The organism is Bythopirellula sp. (genome assembly GCF_041737835.1).
Taxonomy (GTDB): domain Bacteria; phylum Planctomycetota; class Planctomycetia; order Pirellulales; family Lacipirellulaceae; genus Bythopirellula.
In genome coordinates this window covers 113,563-128,471 of the sequence record NZ_JBGSQY010000050.1, presented here as the reverse complement: position 1 = coordinate 128,471, position 14,909 = coordinate 113,563, and the positions used below count along the sequence as shown (strand labels likewise).

13 protein-coding genes are annotated in these 14,909 nt (G+C 55.9%); 3 read left to right on the top strand and 10 right to left on the bottom strand.

Translation table 11 applies throughout. The features are described from left to right. Positions 1-11 precede the first annotated feature (11 nt). Together AC6T8Q_RS15870 and AC6T8Q_RS15865 are read left to right on the top strand one after the other, a co-directional pair. Positions 12-767 carry an ABC transporter ATP-binding protein gene (locus AC6T8Q_RS15870; protein ID WP_496921262.1) on the top strand — a complete coding sequence of 252 codons (756 nt, stop codon included), beginning with the start codon at positions 12-14 and terminating at the stop codon, positions 765-767. 28 nt (positions 768-795) lie between these two features. Continuing rightward, complete coding sequence (locus AC6T8Q_RS15865) at positions 796-1,884, top strand: HlyD family secretion protein (RefSeq protein WP_500680007.1); 1,089 nt, start codon at positions 796-798, stop codon at positions 1,882-1,884. Between the two features lie 7 nt (positions 1,885-1,891). Here AC6T8Q_RS15865 and AC6T8Q_RS15860 read toward each other — a convergent pair whose 3' ends face one another. From AC6T8Q_RS15860 to AC6T8Q_RS15815, 10 genes are all read right to left on the bottom strand, one after another. Further along, a complete protein-coding gene (locus AC6T8Q_RS15860; RefSeq protein WP_500680006.1) occupies positions 1,892-3,283 on the bottom strand; it encodes a DUF3999 family protein in 1,392 nt (463 codons plus the stop codon). A gap of 29 nt (positions 3,284-3,312) precedes the next feature. Then, positions 3,313-5,904: a DUF2339 domain-containing protein gene (locus AC6T8Q_RS15855; protein ID WP_500680005.1), complete on the bottom strand. Its 2,592-nt coding sequence runs from the start codon at positions 5,902-5,904 to the stop codon at positions 3,313-3,315. A 265-nt stretch (positions 5,905-6,169) separates the two neighbouring features. After that, positions 6,170-6,763 (bottom strand): hypothetical protein, encoded by a 594-nt coding sequence (locus tag AC6T8Q_RS15850; RefSeq protein ID WP_500680004.1) that lies wholly within the window; start codon positions 6,761-6,763, stop codon positions 6,170-6,172. A gap of 153 nt (positions 6,764-6,916) precedes the next feature. Next, a complete protein-coding gene (pepF, locus tag AC6T8Q_RS15845) occupies positions 6,917-8,740 on the bottom strand; it encodes an oligoendopeptidase F (protein WP_500680003.1) in 1,824 nt (607 codons plus the stop codon). 63 nt (positions 8,741-8,803) lie between these two features. Then, positions 8,804-9,199, bottom strand: a complete 396-nt coding sequence (locus AC6T8Q_RS15840; RefSeq protein WP_500680002.1) for a GxxExxY protein — start codon at positions 9,197-9,199, stop codon at positions 8,804-8,806. A gap of 47 nt (positions 9,200-9,246) precedes the next feature. Then, positions 9,247-10,266 (bottom strand): 3-oxoacyl-ACP synthase III family protein, encoded by a 1,020-nt coding sequence (locus AC6T8Q_RS15835; protein WP_500680001.1) that lies wholly within the window; start codon positions 10,264-10,266, stop codon positions 9,247-9,249. 109 nt (positions 10,267-10,375) lie between these two features. Further along, on the bottom strand, positions 10,376-11,050 hold the full coding sequence (locus tag AC6T8Q_RS15830; RefSeq protein ID WP_500680000.1) for a DUF8091 domain-containing protein: 675 nt from the start codon (positions 11,048-11,050) through the stop codon (positions 10,376-10,378). Between the two features lie 139 nt (positions 11,051-11,189). Next, positions 11,190-11,729 carry an orotate phosphoribosyltransferase gene (gene pyrE, locus AC6T8Q_RS15825; protein ID WP_500679999.1) on the bottom strand — a complete coding sequence of 180 codons (540 nt, stop codon included), beginning with the start codon at positions 11,727-11,729 and terminating at the stop codon, positions 11,190-11,192. A gap of 83 nt (positions 11,730-11,812) precedes the next feature. Then, positions 11,813-13,216, bottom strand: a complete 1,404-nt coding sequence (locus tag AC6T8Q_RS15820) for a LysM peptidoglycan-binding domain-containing protein (RefSeq protein ID WP_500679998.1) — start codon at positions 13,214-13,216, stop codon at positions 11,813-11,815. A 193-nt stretch (positions 13,217-13,409) separates the two neighbouring features. Further along, positions 13,410-14,102 carry an endonuclease III domain-containing protein gene (locus AC6T8Q_RS15815; RefSeq protein WP_500679997.1) on the bottom strand — a complete coding sequence of 231 codons (693 nt, stop codon included), beginning with the start codon at positions 14,100-14,102 and terminating at the stop codon, positions 13,410-13,412. Positions 14,103-14,364: 262 nt separating this feature from the next. Here AC6T8Q_RS15815 and AC6T8Q_RS15810 point away from each other — a divergent pair, with 262 nt between their 5' ends. Continuing rightward, positions 14,365-14,904 (top strand): DUF2617 family protein, encoded by a 540-nt coding sequence (locus AC6T8Q_RS15810; RefSeq protein WP_500679996.1) that lies wholly within the window; start codon positions 14,365-14,367, stop codon positions 14,902-14,904. Positions 14,905-14,909 lie beyond the last annotated feature (5 nt).

Here is a 14,909-nt window from a genome sequence, read left to right as displayed (position 1 = left end):
TTTTACGATCGATGGAAATTTCACAAACCACACCGCTGATCTCTTGCCGCAAAGTTGCCAAAATCTATGGCAGCGGCAATGCCGAAGTGCACGCCTTGCGCGGCGTTGATCTCGACGTTTACGCGGGTAAGCTCACCATGCTCGTCGGCCCCAGCGGTTGCGGCAAGACCACGCTCCTTTCCGTGCTGGCTGGCATTTTGAAACCCACGAGCGGTACCGTAAACGCGTTAGGAACCGACCTCACCGCCCTCACGTCCTGGCAGCGCACCGCGTTTCGCCGCGACAATGTCGGCTTTGTATTTCAGCAGTTTAATTTGCTCCCCGCGCTGACAGCTGCCGAAAACGCAGCTGTGCCTTTGGTGATCAAAGGCCAATCAAAACGCCAGGCGGTCGCGTCGGCTGTGTCGCTGCTGGAAAAAATGGGGATGGGCGAGCGAATCAATAATCTGCCGGGAAAACTTTCCGGCGGTCAACAACAGCGCGTCGCGATCGCGCGGGCGCTGGTGCATCACCCTCGCCTGCTCGTGTGCGACGAACCGACTTCCGCGCTCGATGCCAAGACGGGCCATACGATCATGGAACTCTTGCGCAGCATCGCCGTCGAAGGAGACCGCGCCGTGATTATCGTGACCCACGATAGTCGTATTTTTGAATTCGCCGACACGATGGCCCGCATGGACGATGGCCGGATTGTTTCACTCGAACACCGCGAATCAAATGGTTCTATGACCGATGATGAGCAGTTCGTTGAAGGTCAACTCGTATAACACTTTTGGACAATTGAATCTGACTCCCATGCTTACGAAATTTGGTTTACCGCTGATCGCACTTGGGCTTATTATCTTTGCGACCAACTATTTGATGAGTGCCCGCACCCGACTTCCGGAGTTGCCACCTCCGATTCAGCCCGCCGTGAATCCGTTCCCCAACACTGTGGCGGGGGCCGGCATGGTCGAGCCGCAAACCGAGAACATCTCCATGGGCACCCCCGTGCCGGGAGTGGTCGTCGAAGTGATGGCCCAAGTTGGTCAGAAAGTCAAAGCTGGCGATCCGTTGTTCCGTTTGGATGACCGTCAACGTCAGGCGGAGCTCGCAATCCGCCAGGCGAGCCTCGCCGATGCCGAAGCTCAACTGGCACGCCTTGAAGCGCAGCCGCGCACCGAAGAACTGCCTCGCGCTGAAGCGAAAGTTCTGGAAGCCAAGGCCGATTGGGAGAACTGGCAACAGCAAGCCTCGCGCGGCGAGCAGCTCTTCAATCGGAAGGCCATGCCCGAGGAAGAGTTTATCGTCCGCAAACAACAAGAAGTGCAAGCTCGCGAGCGCTACAACAGCGCGGTCGCTGAGTATGATTTGCTCAAAGCCGGTGCTTGGGAGTACGACAAGCGCGTGGCCCAAGCCGCCATCGACAACGCCAAAGCTCAAGTTAATGAATCCCAGACCGAATTGGATCGTTTGGTCGTACGTGCACTTGTGGATGGCGAAGTGTTGCAGGTCAACGTCCGCCCTGGTGAATTCGTAGCCACTCCCGCCAGCCAAGCGCTTGTTGTGTTGGGCAACGTGACGCAACTGCACGTCCGCGTCGACATCGACGAATACGACATCCCGCGCTTTTTCACCGATGCCGAAGCCCGGGCAACGCTCAAGGGCCAGCCGAACGAATTCTTTCCGCTGCGATTCGTGCGGATCGAGCCGTATGTTGTTCCCAAGAAGTCGCTGACCGGCGACAACACCGAGCGCGTCGACACTCGCGTGCTACAAGTGATCTATGCCATTGATACCAAGGGCAAACGACTTTTTGTCGGCCAGCAGATCGACGTTTTTATCAACGCCAAGCAAGGCGCCGGTGAAATGACTTCGCCCACAACCGAAGTCGCCAAACGCTGAGCAATAGTTACGGCGATTCTTTGATGTCGTCCAGATGCCGCGTGGCGCGATACAACGCCATTGCCAGCACAACAACCAGCACGCAGATGACCGTGGTCATCGCGAGCGAACTGTTCACGAACCATTTAAAAAATGATTCGGGAACGATGGCCTCGGGGGGAATCTCAACTTGAGTGGCCGTGCCCAATGTTCCCACGAGTGCCGCGAAACCTGCTTTGAGCGATTCTGCGAGCGCAGCCGTATCGTAATTCGGGCTGGAAAGTCGCGTGTCACCGTAAGCGAGTCGATACTTTTCCTGCGGGTCGGCCAGGAACAGCACTTCATACTCATGCCCCTCGGCGGTGACGCCCGTGATGTCAAGCGGAGGACTGTCGCGATTCCCGATAACGATGCGATATTCTGCAGAGCGTGTTTCGGGAAAAGTCACATCGAGCGATGCTCGCTTGAGCGTGCGGAAGTCAATTCGCGAGATTGTGTCCGACCCAATCGCTCGCCAACTTTGCGGCGTCGTGCCGGGTTCCGGAATCTCCACGGTCACGGGTCGACTGAAATTCGTGGTGTCGGTTGCGATTCTGAATCGAGTGAGTGGCTCGTTCTTGGTTTTCAAATGGACAAATGTCTGTTTGTCCTTGGTTGTGGGTTCCGCGGGATCAACGCTTACGGGATAAGCCACCTGACTATCCACGGCCACGTCTTGCTGAACCTTGTCGGTCCACAGTTCGATGCGGTCGATGCGAAACGGTTGACGCTTGATCGTCATCCGTTCGGTGCGGCTGGTTTCTTCATCGCCACTTAAATTGCGTGAAAGCTCCAACAGCTGCGACTGTTGTTCCTGGGTCACGTCGGCAATCGTGAGCCGGAAAAACCGTGGCTGGTCCTCGATCTTCGGCAGATCGATCGTGACGTTCCGCACATCCATGAACTGCGAGTAATCAAAAATCAGCTCATCTTCAATAAGCGTTACCCAATTGTGTCCGTGGGTGGAACTTTCCACTTTCACGCGATGCTCGAAATTTGACACTGGCGAAAACAGGCGGATCCCCTGCGGAGGCTGGGGATGTTTTTCGGTGTCGGTGACAAAGGTAATTTTGAGACTGCCATCTTCGTCTGGTTTGAGTGACAAATGCTCGGCGGTCCAGGTTTGCTCGACCGTGCGACTCCGCTTCGTTTGTCCAAGCCGCACAAGGTAGGCGACTTCCTTATTCTTACTGTTCAGCAAGCGCAAGTCGTGATAGTTCGTCTGGCTGTGGGCATAGACATCGCTATCGAGCGTTACTGAAAGCAGTTCCTCGCTCTCGATGGCAGGAAGTTCAATGTCCTTCACGTAGTAAACATCCGCGGCGAAAGACGCGCTGGCACAGCCCCCCAATAACGCGAAGAGAACCGCAATTCGTATCATGTTTCTGCTCCGCATAGTTCAGGTAGGTATTAAGGAAGGTCGTCCGGCGGCGTGGTTGAATCGGCCACGGCAAAATTATCCTTGAATTTTAGGTATAAGAACGAGCCTGCCAAGAACAGAATCACCAACGGCACTAGCGCGACCATTCGCCAGAATTGCTCCAGCCGCGCAAGATCGTTGAAAAAGATCTTGCCGGTCACGATGACAAACAGTGCCAGGCCCAAATAGCGAAGTGTGGCAATGTTCTTGCTGATCCCCCGCCAAATCATCGCCAAGTCAAAAATCGCCCACAACACCGACACCCCTCCTGCCCGCAAGCCGGGGTAGGCGTCGTACAAAAAGCTGTTCACTTCGAGCGTGAGATAGAAAAATAGCATCGCCAAACTCGCGAGCCCCAGCACGTCGCGAATGGGGATTACGGTTTGGCGGTTGCGGAAGAGGGCATAGGCCCCGCCGAAGAAGCCAATGATCGCGCCGAAATCGATCAAACGCATCAACGCATCGCGGAACGAATACGGTGGAGCATAAAGCAACCTCTCATTCACACCCCACGATGGCAAATCGACGCCGAGCAACTTGCCCACCACGGCCACCATCGCCAGGACGAACAAACCGAGAAACACCACGCCCCCCGCGCGAACATACTGCATTAGAAAGAACGCGCTCAGCCCGATCCACAACATCGTCAGCACCGGCAGCCGAGCTGGGGGATAAAACACGCCCACCGTGCGATTGAGTTCCAAATGCAAATACATAAAGCCCATCACCATGGCCGCCACAATCAGCACGTGCAGCGTCGTGGCTTTCCCCATCCACGAAGGTACGTCATTCCCGCGAGCGATGATCCCTTCCTCGGGTGCAGGTTCACGGCTGAGCATGCGGTAGCCAATGCCAAAGCACGCAATCGGAATTCCAAAGGCCACGGCCCGCTCCACAAGCGCGATCAGATAGTCTTGCCAAGCCATATCCGCCGTGGTGGCGATGCCGCCGGCAAACTGTCGCCCCAGGTCGAGAAAACAAAACCGCCCCAGCACCAAAGCAAATAACAGCAGCCCAATTTGCCTGACGAACTGGCTGCCGATTTTCTGGCCAATCCACAGGAACACAACGGCCTGGATCGCCCAACTCGCGGTGATCCATTGATTCGAGAGCACCAGCGGCATGGTGATCGACAGAAAAAATGCGGTCAGACCAAACAACGACACCAGCAATTCGCGATCGATCAGTTTACGCCGTAAGAACAAGTAGATATGTGCCGTGTAGAAGGCGACCAAGCCGAGCGTAAGCGCCGCGACCCACCGTCGGCCGTGGATTTCTTCGATCAAGCGAGATCCGACAATAAAGAACACGCCAGCATTGATATAGAGCGCCACTAGGTCGAGCAGATTCGATTTCGCGCCCCGCACGACTTTGTAAAGAAAGATCATCGTCGAAAACAACACAAAGAACGCGACGACAAACGGCATCACTTCATGGAAATGCTCAGGCGTATAGGCGCGCATCGCGGCGAAGAACATTGCATACGTGGCAAAGAAGCTGAGGTAATTCACCAGCGGCCAGTTCTTCCAATAGCAGATCCCCAGCACGCCGATGCCCAGCACCAGCATGTAACCATACAAGCCGACGAAATCGACCGCCCCCGTGGAGAGCATCAACGGCGTGCCGTAGCCGCCGATGATGCCGAGCACCGCCACCAGCATCGAATTGAAGCGAACGGCGATTCCCCCCGCGAGGACCGTGACCGCAATCATCGCGATGAACGCCGGCATGGCGGGGATCAGATGATACATGTTCGACGCGGCGAACACGCTGAAGTACAACGTCGCGAGCCCCGCCCCCATGAGCCCCTGCCCCATCACGTGATACTTCTTGCCAAGAATTCGTGTGCCAGCAATCAACAGTACCAATCCCGTGGCTGTCGACAACATCACGCGTGCTTGCGGACCAAGCCAACCATTCTTGATCGAATACGTCAGGAAGTAGCCGACCAAGACCAATCCCAAGAGCACGCCGATCCGCAGCAACCACTGACTGGCGATGGCGAATTCCATCGACACCCCTGCGGGGACATGCTCCTCACCGACGATGATCCAGTTCCAAATCTTGTGCAGTGTTTCCTTCGCAGCGACTTCAAAGCGACTTGGCTCGCGTGGCAGCAACGGTTCAAAAACTGGGCGCGTCGAAAATACAGGTTTGGCTGGCTCAGTGGGTGCAGACGATGCCGCCGCGAACTCGGGGACCTTTTGACCGGTGAGATGCTGCGGCAGTTTTACAGTTCGAGGAGTGGCTGGTTGCAGCGGCTTGGGACCTTGCGGATCGGGCCAGACGATTTCGAATTTTGGTTCCTCTTCGGCGGCTGGCTGAGTTGCTTTTTCTTCAGTCGGTGTTGCAGCAACCGTTGGTTCCACCACTGGCTGTGCTACAGTAGGCGCGGGTGGAGCCGGGGCAGCCGCCAGTTCCGCTAGCTTCTTTTGTAGCCGCCCAATCTCCAAGCGAATCGAATTGAATCCCGTCGCTTGATCTTCTTGAATCGCTCGCAAACGAAAGAAGTTGACGATGGGAACAATAAAGACGACGGCCAACGCGCCGAGGCCGAGAAAAACTAGAAACACTTCATCCATGGTGGCGCCCGAGATTGGAGACGAACGGCGCAAAGTCCGTTCTGGTGGTTACCAACCGAGCAGGTTACCACGGGGGGCGGGGAAAGTCCAAGAGAAGCCTGGGTGGACAGGGTAAGAATCGCACATATTGCCGAGTCAATAAGTACTTGGAGCTAATCGGTGCCGGGACCCAGCTCATCAATGAGCTGCAGAGCGATTAGAAAGTCTGGCCAACGCCCGCTGCGAATGAACGCTTACTCGGGCACTCGTGCTGGTATACGATTCCCTATCGGGATCGCGACATGGCTAGTGACACCAATGCGAGTGTTCCGAGTATCAACCCCGTCGGTTCAGGCACGACTTGCTCAAAGAATCGCACTTCGGAAAGCATCGTCCATTGCTGGGTCAGCGTGGCGACAAGCGTCAGATTATCCGTTGTGAGATTCAGCCCCGTAATGACGACTGGCACCGTCGCGCCATTGCCGGGGGGATCGATGATAGGAAAGGTTTGTGCATAGCCACCCGATGTGCTTAACGTCACGGCCGAAGGCATCGCGACGCCGGCCGAGCCATCGCTGTCGGCGAACCAAATCTCCAAGGCCCCGACATTTACCTGCCCAGCGAAGTTGAACTCGATCGTGGGATTGTTATTGGACCAGCCCACGAGTGGCCCGATGTCGCCGACACCGATTGAGATGCCATTTCCCCAGGCAATATTGGCGTCGATGTCGTCGGTGAGTTCACTGCCGGTACTGTCTGAGTAATTCCCGCCGACATCGCTGCCTGAAAGAGTGTAGCTCGCGACAGGAATCTGGACCGCGTGCAATTCCACGGCCAAACAAGCGAGAAATGAAAACACAATCCGTGTCATGAACGTCACGAGCCACCTCCTTGTTGCGAAACCTAAGTAAGAGCCAAAATATAGGCCGACCTACCGAAGAAGATCAAGACCGACATTGCTTGATTTCAATCACAGCCAGTAGAAGTCCGCGTTGCTTCGTGGTTGTGTTAAGAATGCCGGTATTGGCTCGCCCTACAACAACCCATCCAACTCATCCACGAGCGATTCAAATCGCGCGAGCGCCGTGTCCACTGGCGTGGTGCTTGCCATGTCGACCCCGGCATCGCGTAGCAGATCGAGCGGGAACTTCGAGCAGCCTCCCTTGAGGAACGAAAGATAATCGTTCAGTTCCGCCTTGCCGCCATGAACCACGCGCTCGGAGAGCGCGATCGCCGCAGAAAGGCCCGTGGCGTATTTGTAGACGTAGAACGCTCGATAGAAATGGGGGATGCGCAAACACTCGAGTTTCAATTGCTCGTCGAGGACAAAGTCTGGACCGAAATACGCTTCCAGCAGTTTGTAGTACTCGTTCTTGAAGCACTCAATCGTAAGTGGCTCGCCCGCCTCGGCCAGGGCGTGAATAATCTTCTCGAATTCGGCAAACATCGTCTGACGAATAATCGTGCCGCGAATCGCGTCGATATCGCGATTGATCAAGTAGGCACGCTCTTCGGTGTTGGCAGCATTGTTCATCAAGTGGCGACTCAGCAGCTGCTCGTTGAACGTGCTCGCCACTTCGGCCACGAAGATCACATAGTTGTAATACTGAAACGGCTGGCTCTTGGCCGAGTAATAGCTGTGCATCGAGTGCCCCGCTTCGTGGGCGAGCGTGAAGACGTGATCGAGCACCGTCGGCTGATAGTTCATCATGATATACGGCGCGCCGTCGAACGAACCACAGCTAAACGCGCCGCTTTGCTTGCCCCGATTGGGATAGCGGTCGCACCAACGGTCGCTCGTGAGGCCACGTTCGAGCACGCTTGTGTATTCGTTGCCGAGCGGTGCCAGCGAAGCGATCACCGTGTCGACCGCCTGTTGCCAGTTGCGCTTTTGATCGAGATCACTCAAAATCGGTACGTATGTGTCGTAGTGATGAATGTCCTTGAGCTTCATCTTTCGCCGGCGCAGATCGTAATAGCGATACAAAGCCGGTAACTTGCCGCGCACGGCAGTGATCAAATTGTCGTACACCGAGAGTGGCACGTCGTCGTGAAACAAGGCCGCCTCGATCGCGCTGCTGTAGCCGCGGGCCTTGGCGTAATAGACATCGCGCTGCACGCTGCCGCTCAGGGTCGCGGCCAAGGCGTTCTCGTGGTTGGCATAAACTTCGTAATACTGATGGAACGCCGCGCTACGAACCGAGCGCTTCGGCGAATGCAACAGCGCGGAGAACGACGAGTGCGACAACTCGATCGATTCCCCTTTTTCGTTCTTCACCATGCCGAACTTAAAATCGGCGTCGGTCAACTGGCGGAACGTGTGATTGGCCGTATCCGACATTTGGCTCTGCATGGCCAAAAGTTTTTCTTCGGCGTTGGAAAGCGTGTAGGGTCGGTAGCGGACCATCCGTTCGAGCGTCAAGCGAAATGGCGCGAGCGACTTCGACTTCAAGAATTCATCGAACTTCTTCGGCGGAATCGCCATGATCTCGGGCCGAATGTAGCTCGCCGCTTGGCCTGCTTCGCTCGCGGCATGTTGAAAGCGGCCCACCATCCGCTGATAGGTGCTGTTGGCCGTGTCTTCGGTCGTTTTGAGAAACGCGTAGGTGCTCAGTCGCTCGGCCTGGCGATCAAACTTCACGTCGAACTTCAAGCAATCGGCGATCTGGTCCGCACTCGTGCCGAGCTTCCCCTGAAACGCGGCGTACCGTTTGATTTGCTTCTCCCACGCGATGAAGTCTTTTTCCCAGGCTTCGTCGTTGGGATAGAGTGAGTCCAAATTCCAAGTGTCGGCAACTTTGACTTTGTCGCGGGTGGGAAGGAGCGATTTCTTAGTTTTTGTTTTTGTTGCTGTCATGGTGTCAATCTATTTACTATTTAAACGCAGAGGTCGCAAAGATGCAGAGGGCCGCAGAGATATTCAAGAATTGGTTTGGTCGGGGAGCTTATTTACGACTCGCTTTACGCCGTCAATAAGTTTAGGCACGTTGAAGTTAATTAACAAACCCAACCGAAGATCGAGTAATCTCAAATAACTCAACAATTGTTGCTTATCTATAGGAATGAGTTCCGCCTTCGCTTTATTGTCAACAATGATTTTTTCCTCGACGAGCAAGTCGAGGCGCAGGGGCGTGCTGAGTAACACATCCTCGTATTTTATAGGAACCGAAATTTGACGGCGAAAACTCAAGCCAGCTCGATTCAATTCGTAGCACAGGGCTTCTCCGTAGATCGACTCGAGTAGCCCAGGGCCTAAATTTCGATGAACCGCTATCGCACAGCCGATGATCTTGTTCGAGATTTTATTCTCATCCATCTCTGCGGCCCTTAGCGTCTCTGCGACCTCTGCGTTTAGAAATCTCCTTACCAGCGAAACGCCATTGTTCCCCAGGTGAGACCCGCGCCGAAGCCGGAGAGTAGCAGATGATGGCCGCGGCGAATGCCGCCCGCGCGGACCGTTTCGTCGAGCGCGATGGGTATGCTTCCCGCGGAGGTGTTGCCGTAGCGATCGAGATGCATCACGACCCGCTCGCGGTCTATCTCGAGAGCCTGTACCGCGGCATCGAGAATCCGCACGTTCGCTTGATGCAACAGCCACCAATCGATGTCGGCCAGTTCCAGACCTGCGGACTTCACAATATCTTTCGAGCAATCTTCGATCAGCCGCACGGCCCACTTGAAGACAGGCTTGCCGTCCATCTTCATGAACCAGCCGCGCTGCTTTGGGTCGCATGATTCAAACGGATCGATTGCACCGCCCGTGGGGCGATAAAGCAACTCAATCCCTGAGCCGTCGGCACCCAGGGTATACGCGAGGGCCCCTTGCTCTGGGCTTCCGGGGGCCAGCAGCACGGCCCCTGCCCCGTCGCCAAAGAGCGGATAGGTTTTCTTGTCCTCGGGATCGACCACGCGGGAATTCGCATCGGCACCGATCACGAGTGCCCGCTTGCTGCTGCCTGTAGCCACAAACTGCATCGCGGTTGTGAGTGCGTAAACGAAACCGGAACACGCCGCCGAAAGATCCATCGCACCACAACACAAACCAAGCCGATCTTGCACACGCGTAGCCGTCGCGGGCAAAAGCTGATCGGGAGACAACGTCGCAACGATCAAGAGATCCACTTCGTCACGACTCACCCCCGCCGCAGCCAGACAGCGCTCCGCCGCTTTCACAGCCAAATCACTCGTCGTCATACCGGGAGGCGCGTGCCGACGTTCGCGAATGCCCGTCCGCTGGATGATCCAGTCGGCATCACAGCCCAGCGAAGCCAAATCCTCGTTAGTCACAATGTTGTCGGGAACAAAACTTCCCGTGCCAATGATCTGCACTCCCATGAGCTGCCGAATCGGCGGTTTTCGCGCGGGAGGCGTGGATTCGCTCATGGAAGGACCTTATTCAATGCGCCGTTAAAAAGGCACCGCAATCGTTGAAAGGGAAAGTTTAAATGGTAGCAGATTCGCCGCCTTCTGGGCAGCGCCGGTGCAAGCTCCTCTAAGCCGCGCGGCGGGTATAGCGATAGAGAATCGAGTTCCCCTCTTTGCCGACGACCCGGACACCGCCGGTTTCCCGCAGGCAATAGGTGATTCGTTGTGCGATCCCCCGCGGGATTTTCATTGATGCCGCAAGATGGCCCGTGTGAAACGTGGGGGGCAATTCCGCGGGCAACAGACGACGGAGATCGGCCAGTGTGCGGAACTGTCGGGTTTCGACAATGCGCAACAGTCGCTGATCGGCAATCTGGAAATCGTTCTCGCGGCGACGACGTCGACGGCCGTGCCCGGGATAGCGCAGCTCTTCAACCTCGACCAAAGCGACTTCCAGTGTCAGCCGCTTGTGCGGAAATACGCGCGTGAAGTAGACCAACTCGTCGAACAGGTTAAGGATTACGCCACGCTTGGGGCTCAAACGCCGACTGATCTCACAGCCGCCGCGCTTGTCGAGTTTCACCAATTGCTTGATCGCGACAATCGGCTTCACCACGGTGACCGAATGATCGACCAACAGCGCGGCGATCTTGTCCCGAATCGCGGCGAGGGAGCCGTGCTGAATTTCGATCAATCGTCCCCGACATACGGCATCAATGCGATAACCGGCGATCGAAACTTCGCAGCGATCAGCATTGGTCGCGTAATGCTGCTTCAATTGGCGATGGAGGGAGGTTTCCATAGTTCGAGGGTAGTAAACGCAGAGGTCGCAAGGGACGCAGAGGTCGCAAGGGAGCAGAGGGCCGCAGAGCATTCAAAACTATTCGAAAATAATCTTCCTCTGCGAAACTTTGCCTCTCGGCGTGCTCTGCGTTGAACTCTTAAATTCCAAAATCTTTGATCGTGAACAACGTCGTCAGTTCATAGCCCCGCTGGGCGAAGGCTTCGCGGCCTCCTTCCAAGCGGTCGATGATCGCCAGCACACGCTTCACTTTGAGTCCCACCGCCTCGCAGTGCTCGATTGCTTTCAACGATGACCCACCCGTCGTGACGACATCTTCGACGATGACCAACTCTTCGCCTTCATTGAATGGCCCTTCGACGTGTTTCCCCAGGCCGTGGCCTTTGGGTTCCTTACGGACCATTACCCCACGCAGTGTAGTTTTGTTGATTCCCGCCAACGTAAGAATCGCGGCGGTGATGGGGTCAGCACCGATAACCATGCCTCCCACCAAGTCGGGCATGTCGTCCTTGAGCAGTTCAAGCATCCCCGCACCGATGAGCTGGGCTCCTTGCGCGTCGAGCGTGACCTGCCGGCAATCAAGATAGAAGCTGGCCTTCTTGCCCGAGGCGAGCGTAAAATCGCCAAACTTGAGGGCCTTTTGTTTGATCAGATCGGCGAGGGCTTGTCGGTCGTACATGGGATGTATTACAGGAGAGCGTAGAGGTATTTGCCAATTCGCATGACCTTACTCGATTGGCTGTCCCCTGTAAATCAATCGACTTACCGCCGGATCATCACCTGCGAGCCGAGCGTAAGAATGTCGTACACGTCCTCGACGTCATTACCCTTGAATTGGATCACGCGGCCCGCGGAATCGGTTCCCGCAGACGAGGTTCCTGCGCCACGGAGTATCGTGACTTGGCCGGCCGCGGCACCGGCGTTGGTCAGCAAAATGCTGCGTTCTTCGCTCGGGGTTGTGGCCGAGTTAAGCATCCCCACATTGCCGGGGGTCAATAATTTTTGATCGACGGCCCAGTAGCCCTCTTCGATCGAGGTGGCCGGATCGACTTCCAGTGTGAATTGTCCCGCGTAGCGCCGACCGAGCATTAACACCATTTGGCGTTCGCTCAGGTCGATGCGTGCCGAGAAGGGTCCCCGCAAGACTTTTAATTGCTGGCCAGCTTGCAATTGGTCGGGATTAGCGATGCCATTGATCTTGGCCAAAAGTTGCCAGGGAATATCGTGCTTCTGCGCGATGTCTTCGAGCTTCTCACCCGCTTGCACCATGTACGGCGGCTCGAGCCGATGCTCGGTTGAATAGATCACGCTCCCCGCGAGTTGGCTCAGCAGGTCTTGCACTTCGTTGGCTTCCGCGGCGGAGAGCGACGGATCGCCGTACCAATCGGAGAGCAACAATAAGGCTTGCGACAACTCACCACGATCCAAAGCGGATTGCACGGCAAGTCGCGTGGCGGCAAAGAGCGAGGCCTGACCAGCGGTGGTCTTGGCATCGGCTTCAAGTGATTCAGTAGGAGTGATCGGAGCTTGAGTGTCAAAACCTGACGGCATGGCAGCTTGAGTTGCAGTCGACGCAGCGTCGGTTTTGCTTGGCTCACTGATTGATGAAGGAACATCAACAGGTGCGCTCGATTTGGAGGCGGAATCGCCCAAGGTTTCGTTAGCTAGCGCAGCCGCTCCGGCAGCCATGGCAGGCAGTGCGGGCAGCGGTGGGAGTTTCGACGAATCAGCAGTTTGCGTATCCGCCTCGGCAGCGACATCGGCCACAGCATCGGAGGTTGCAATATCCAAATTAGGTTCAGCCGCTGGGGCCGTTGTGTTCGGTACAAATGCGGGCGGAGCTTCTGACCTTGTATCCGCCGAGAAAGAAGGAGCTGGCGCGTAGCTCGGGGCTGTACTACCACTGGCGTTAAAAGCAGGCGCGGCGGATGTGGCTGCCGGCGCGGTAGTGGCTGCCATCGAATCGGTCGGCGCACCGCCGATTTCGATTCCGCCCAAGTCGCCCGTGCCACCGACATCGACGCTGCCGATGTCGAGATTGCCAGACATATCCCAATCGGCGGCGCCGGTGGGAATCACCGGTTCGGTTTCGTTGATCTTCATGTACAGCACGAGGCCAACAATGCCCAGGATCGAAATCGTGATAAGTGGTCGAATAGAATTCACGGCTTGTACTCCATCACAAGCAAGCCCAGCGACTGTGTGCCCTCGCGGCACCACATTCGCAAAACAAAATAACAATACCCGCCAGCGCCCGACGAGCAGCGGCGGATGATAGGCAAACGGCGTTAGCAAGGCCAGATCAGTCTTGCACACAAACGCAAGCGTCGATAAGCACACTTGAGCGACTGCTAGCAAGCTACCTCTTCGAGATGCTGGCACCGCTTGTGAGCGGCACGACGATCCCACTCTTTGGCAGCATCCCTCTTAAAGGACATTCGTCGCAACGCGGCACGGGACTACAGTAATGATGCCCCACATGCACCAAAAGGGCGTGGAATTCATTGAAGATGACAGCATCGGTCGGCAGTTGGCCGGTGAGATGCTCCTGCAACGGGTGATATGCCGTGCCATGTGTGACCCAACCATGCCGGGCAAAAATGCGGTGGGTATAAGTGTCGACCACCATCACCGGCTTGCCCACGGCATAGAGCAAAATCGAATCCGCCGTCTCGGGCCCAATGCCGTTCACGGCAAGCAGTTCTTCGCGAAGTCGTTGGGTGTCCAACTTCTGCATGGCCGTGATGGAACCGCGATAGCGCTCGACGAAGAACTTCACCAGATTGTGCAGCCGCTTGGCCTTGATACGAAAATAACCTGCCGGGCGAATCAACTCGGCCAACTCTTCGGTGGAGAGCGCGTATAATTTTTTCGGCGTGAGTACCTTGGCTTGCTTAAGGTTGGCAATTGCGCGCTCGACGTTCTTCCACGCCGTGTTCTGTACCAACACCGCACCGACCATAATTTCAAACGGTGTCTCCCCCGGCCACCACTCTTGGGGACCGAGCGATTGGAAAAGATGTTTGTAAACTTGGTGCGCGGTGTAGGACATGAATTATTTTAACGCAGAGCTCGCTGAGGTGCAGAGTATCGCAGAGAAGATTTGAGACTCTGCATTTCGTTGTTTGGCATTCTGCTAGCAGATTTTGATTTGCTGATTTTGTTGTCTGAGGCTTACCAACTGCGAGTTTGTCAAGAGAGAATCCAACGCTAATATCATTACAAAACTTTCCCCTTTGAGATGCGCGCAGTCGACAACTATAATTGGGATATCATCAGGGCAACTGCATAAATATCAACCCGTGAGTTTTGCCGTGCTTTCCGTCCGACCCAAAGTGGCTGAATTGGTTCTGCAGCTTTATGGCCGCTCGATTCATCCCGAATTGTTCGACATCCACGAGGCTCGTACTTTCCAGCGCGGCAAGTACGAGGCGAGCGTGCGGATCACAAGCACTGGACACTTAGTTGCTTGGAAGGTTGGCGATTCGCTCCTCACCGAAGTGGCCACCTCGGCCCATTTGGAAATGCCCGAGAAGCGCCGGCTCATGTCGCACCGCGTCCGTGCGAGCCGCGAAGATCGACTCGAATGCCACGGCGGAATCACATACGAAATGTCGTTCTCGCTCGAAAGTGCCACGTCGGAAAAGCTGCGAGCCTACCAGAAAGAACTTTCCCTGCAGGCCGCGCGCAATGGAATGCTGCACCAATTTGAAGCGAGCGGACGTTTCGAAGCTGGCGGCATTAGCTATATGAACGTTGAATCCCGCGACAAATCATTCCGCGTGCAAGCGTTTCACACGTTTCCCGATGATTCGGCCGTGCTGCGGATTCAGTCGATGTTTCGTTTGCCGTAGGTACG

Bases quoted from the DNA above. Each gene is read 5' to 3' on its own strand.
- AC6T8Q_RS15870 (WP_496921262.1), top strand. From the start codon at position 12: ATGGAAATTTCACAAACCACACCGCTGATCTCTTGCCGCAAAGTTGCC.
- AC6T8Q_RS15865 (WP_500680007.1), top strand. From the start codon at position 796: ATGCTTACGAAATTTGGTTTACCGCTGATCGCACTTGGGCTTATTATC.
- AC6T8Q_RS15860 (WP_500680006.1), bottom strand. From the start codon at position 3,283: ATGATACGAATTGCGGTTCTCTTCGCGTTATTGGGGGGCTGTGCCAGC.
- AC6T8Q_RS15855 (WP_500680005.1), bottom strand. From the start codon at position 5,904: ATGGATGAAGTGTTTCTAGTTTTTCTCGGCCTCGGCGCGTTGGCCGTC.
- pepF (WP_500680003.1), bottom strand. From the start codon at position 8,740: ATGACAGCAACAAAAACAAAAACTAAGAAATCGCTCCTTCCCACCCGC.
- AC6T8Q_RS15840 (WP_500680002.1), bottom strand. From the start codon at position 9,199: ATGGATGAGAATAAAATCTCGAACAAGATCATCGGCTGTGCGATAGCG.
- AC6T8Q_RS15835 (WP_500680001.1), bottom strand. From the start codon at position 10,266: ATGAGCGAATCCACGCCTCCCGCGCGAAAACCGCCGATTCGGCAGCTC.
- AC6T8Q_RS15830 (WP_500680000.1), bottom strand. From the start codon at position 11,050: ATGGAAACCTCCCTCCATCGCCAATTGAAGCAGCATTACGCGACCAAT.
- pyrE (WP_500679999.1), bottom strand. From the start codon at position 11,729: ATGTACGACCGACAAGCCCTCGCCGATCTGATCAAACAAAAGGCCCTC.
- AC6T8Q_RS15815 (WP_500679997.1), bottom strand. From the start codon at position 14,102: ATGTCCTACACCGCGCACCAAGTTTACAAACATCTTTTCCAATCGCTC.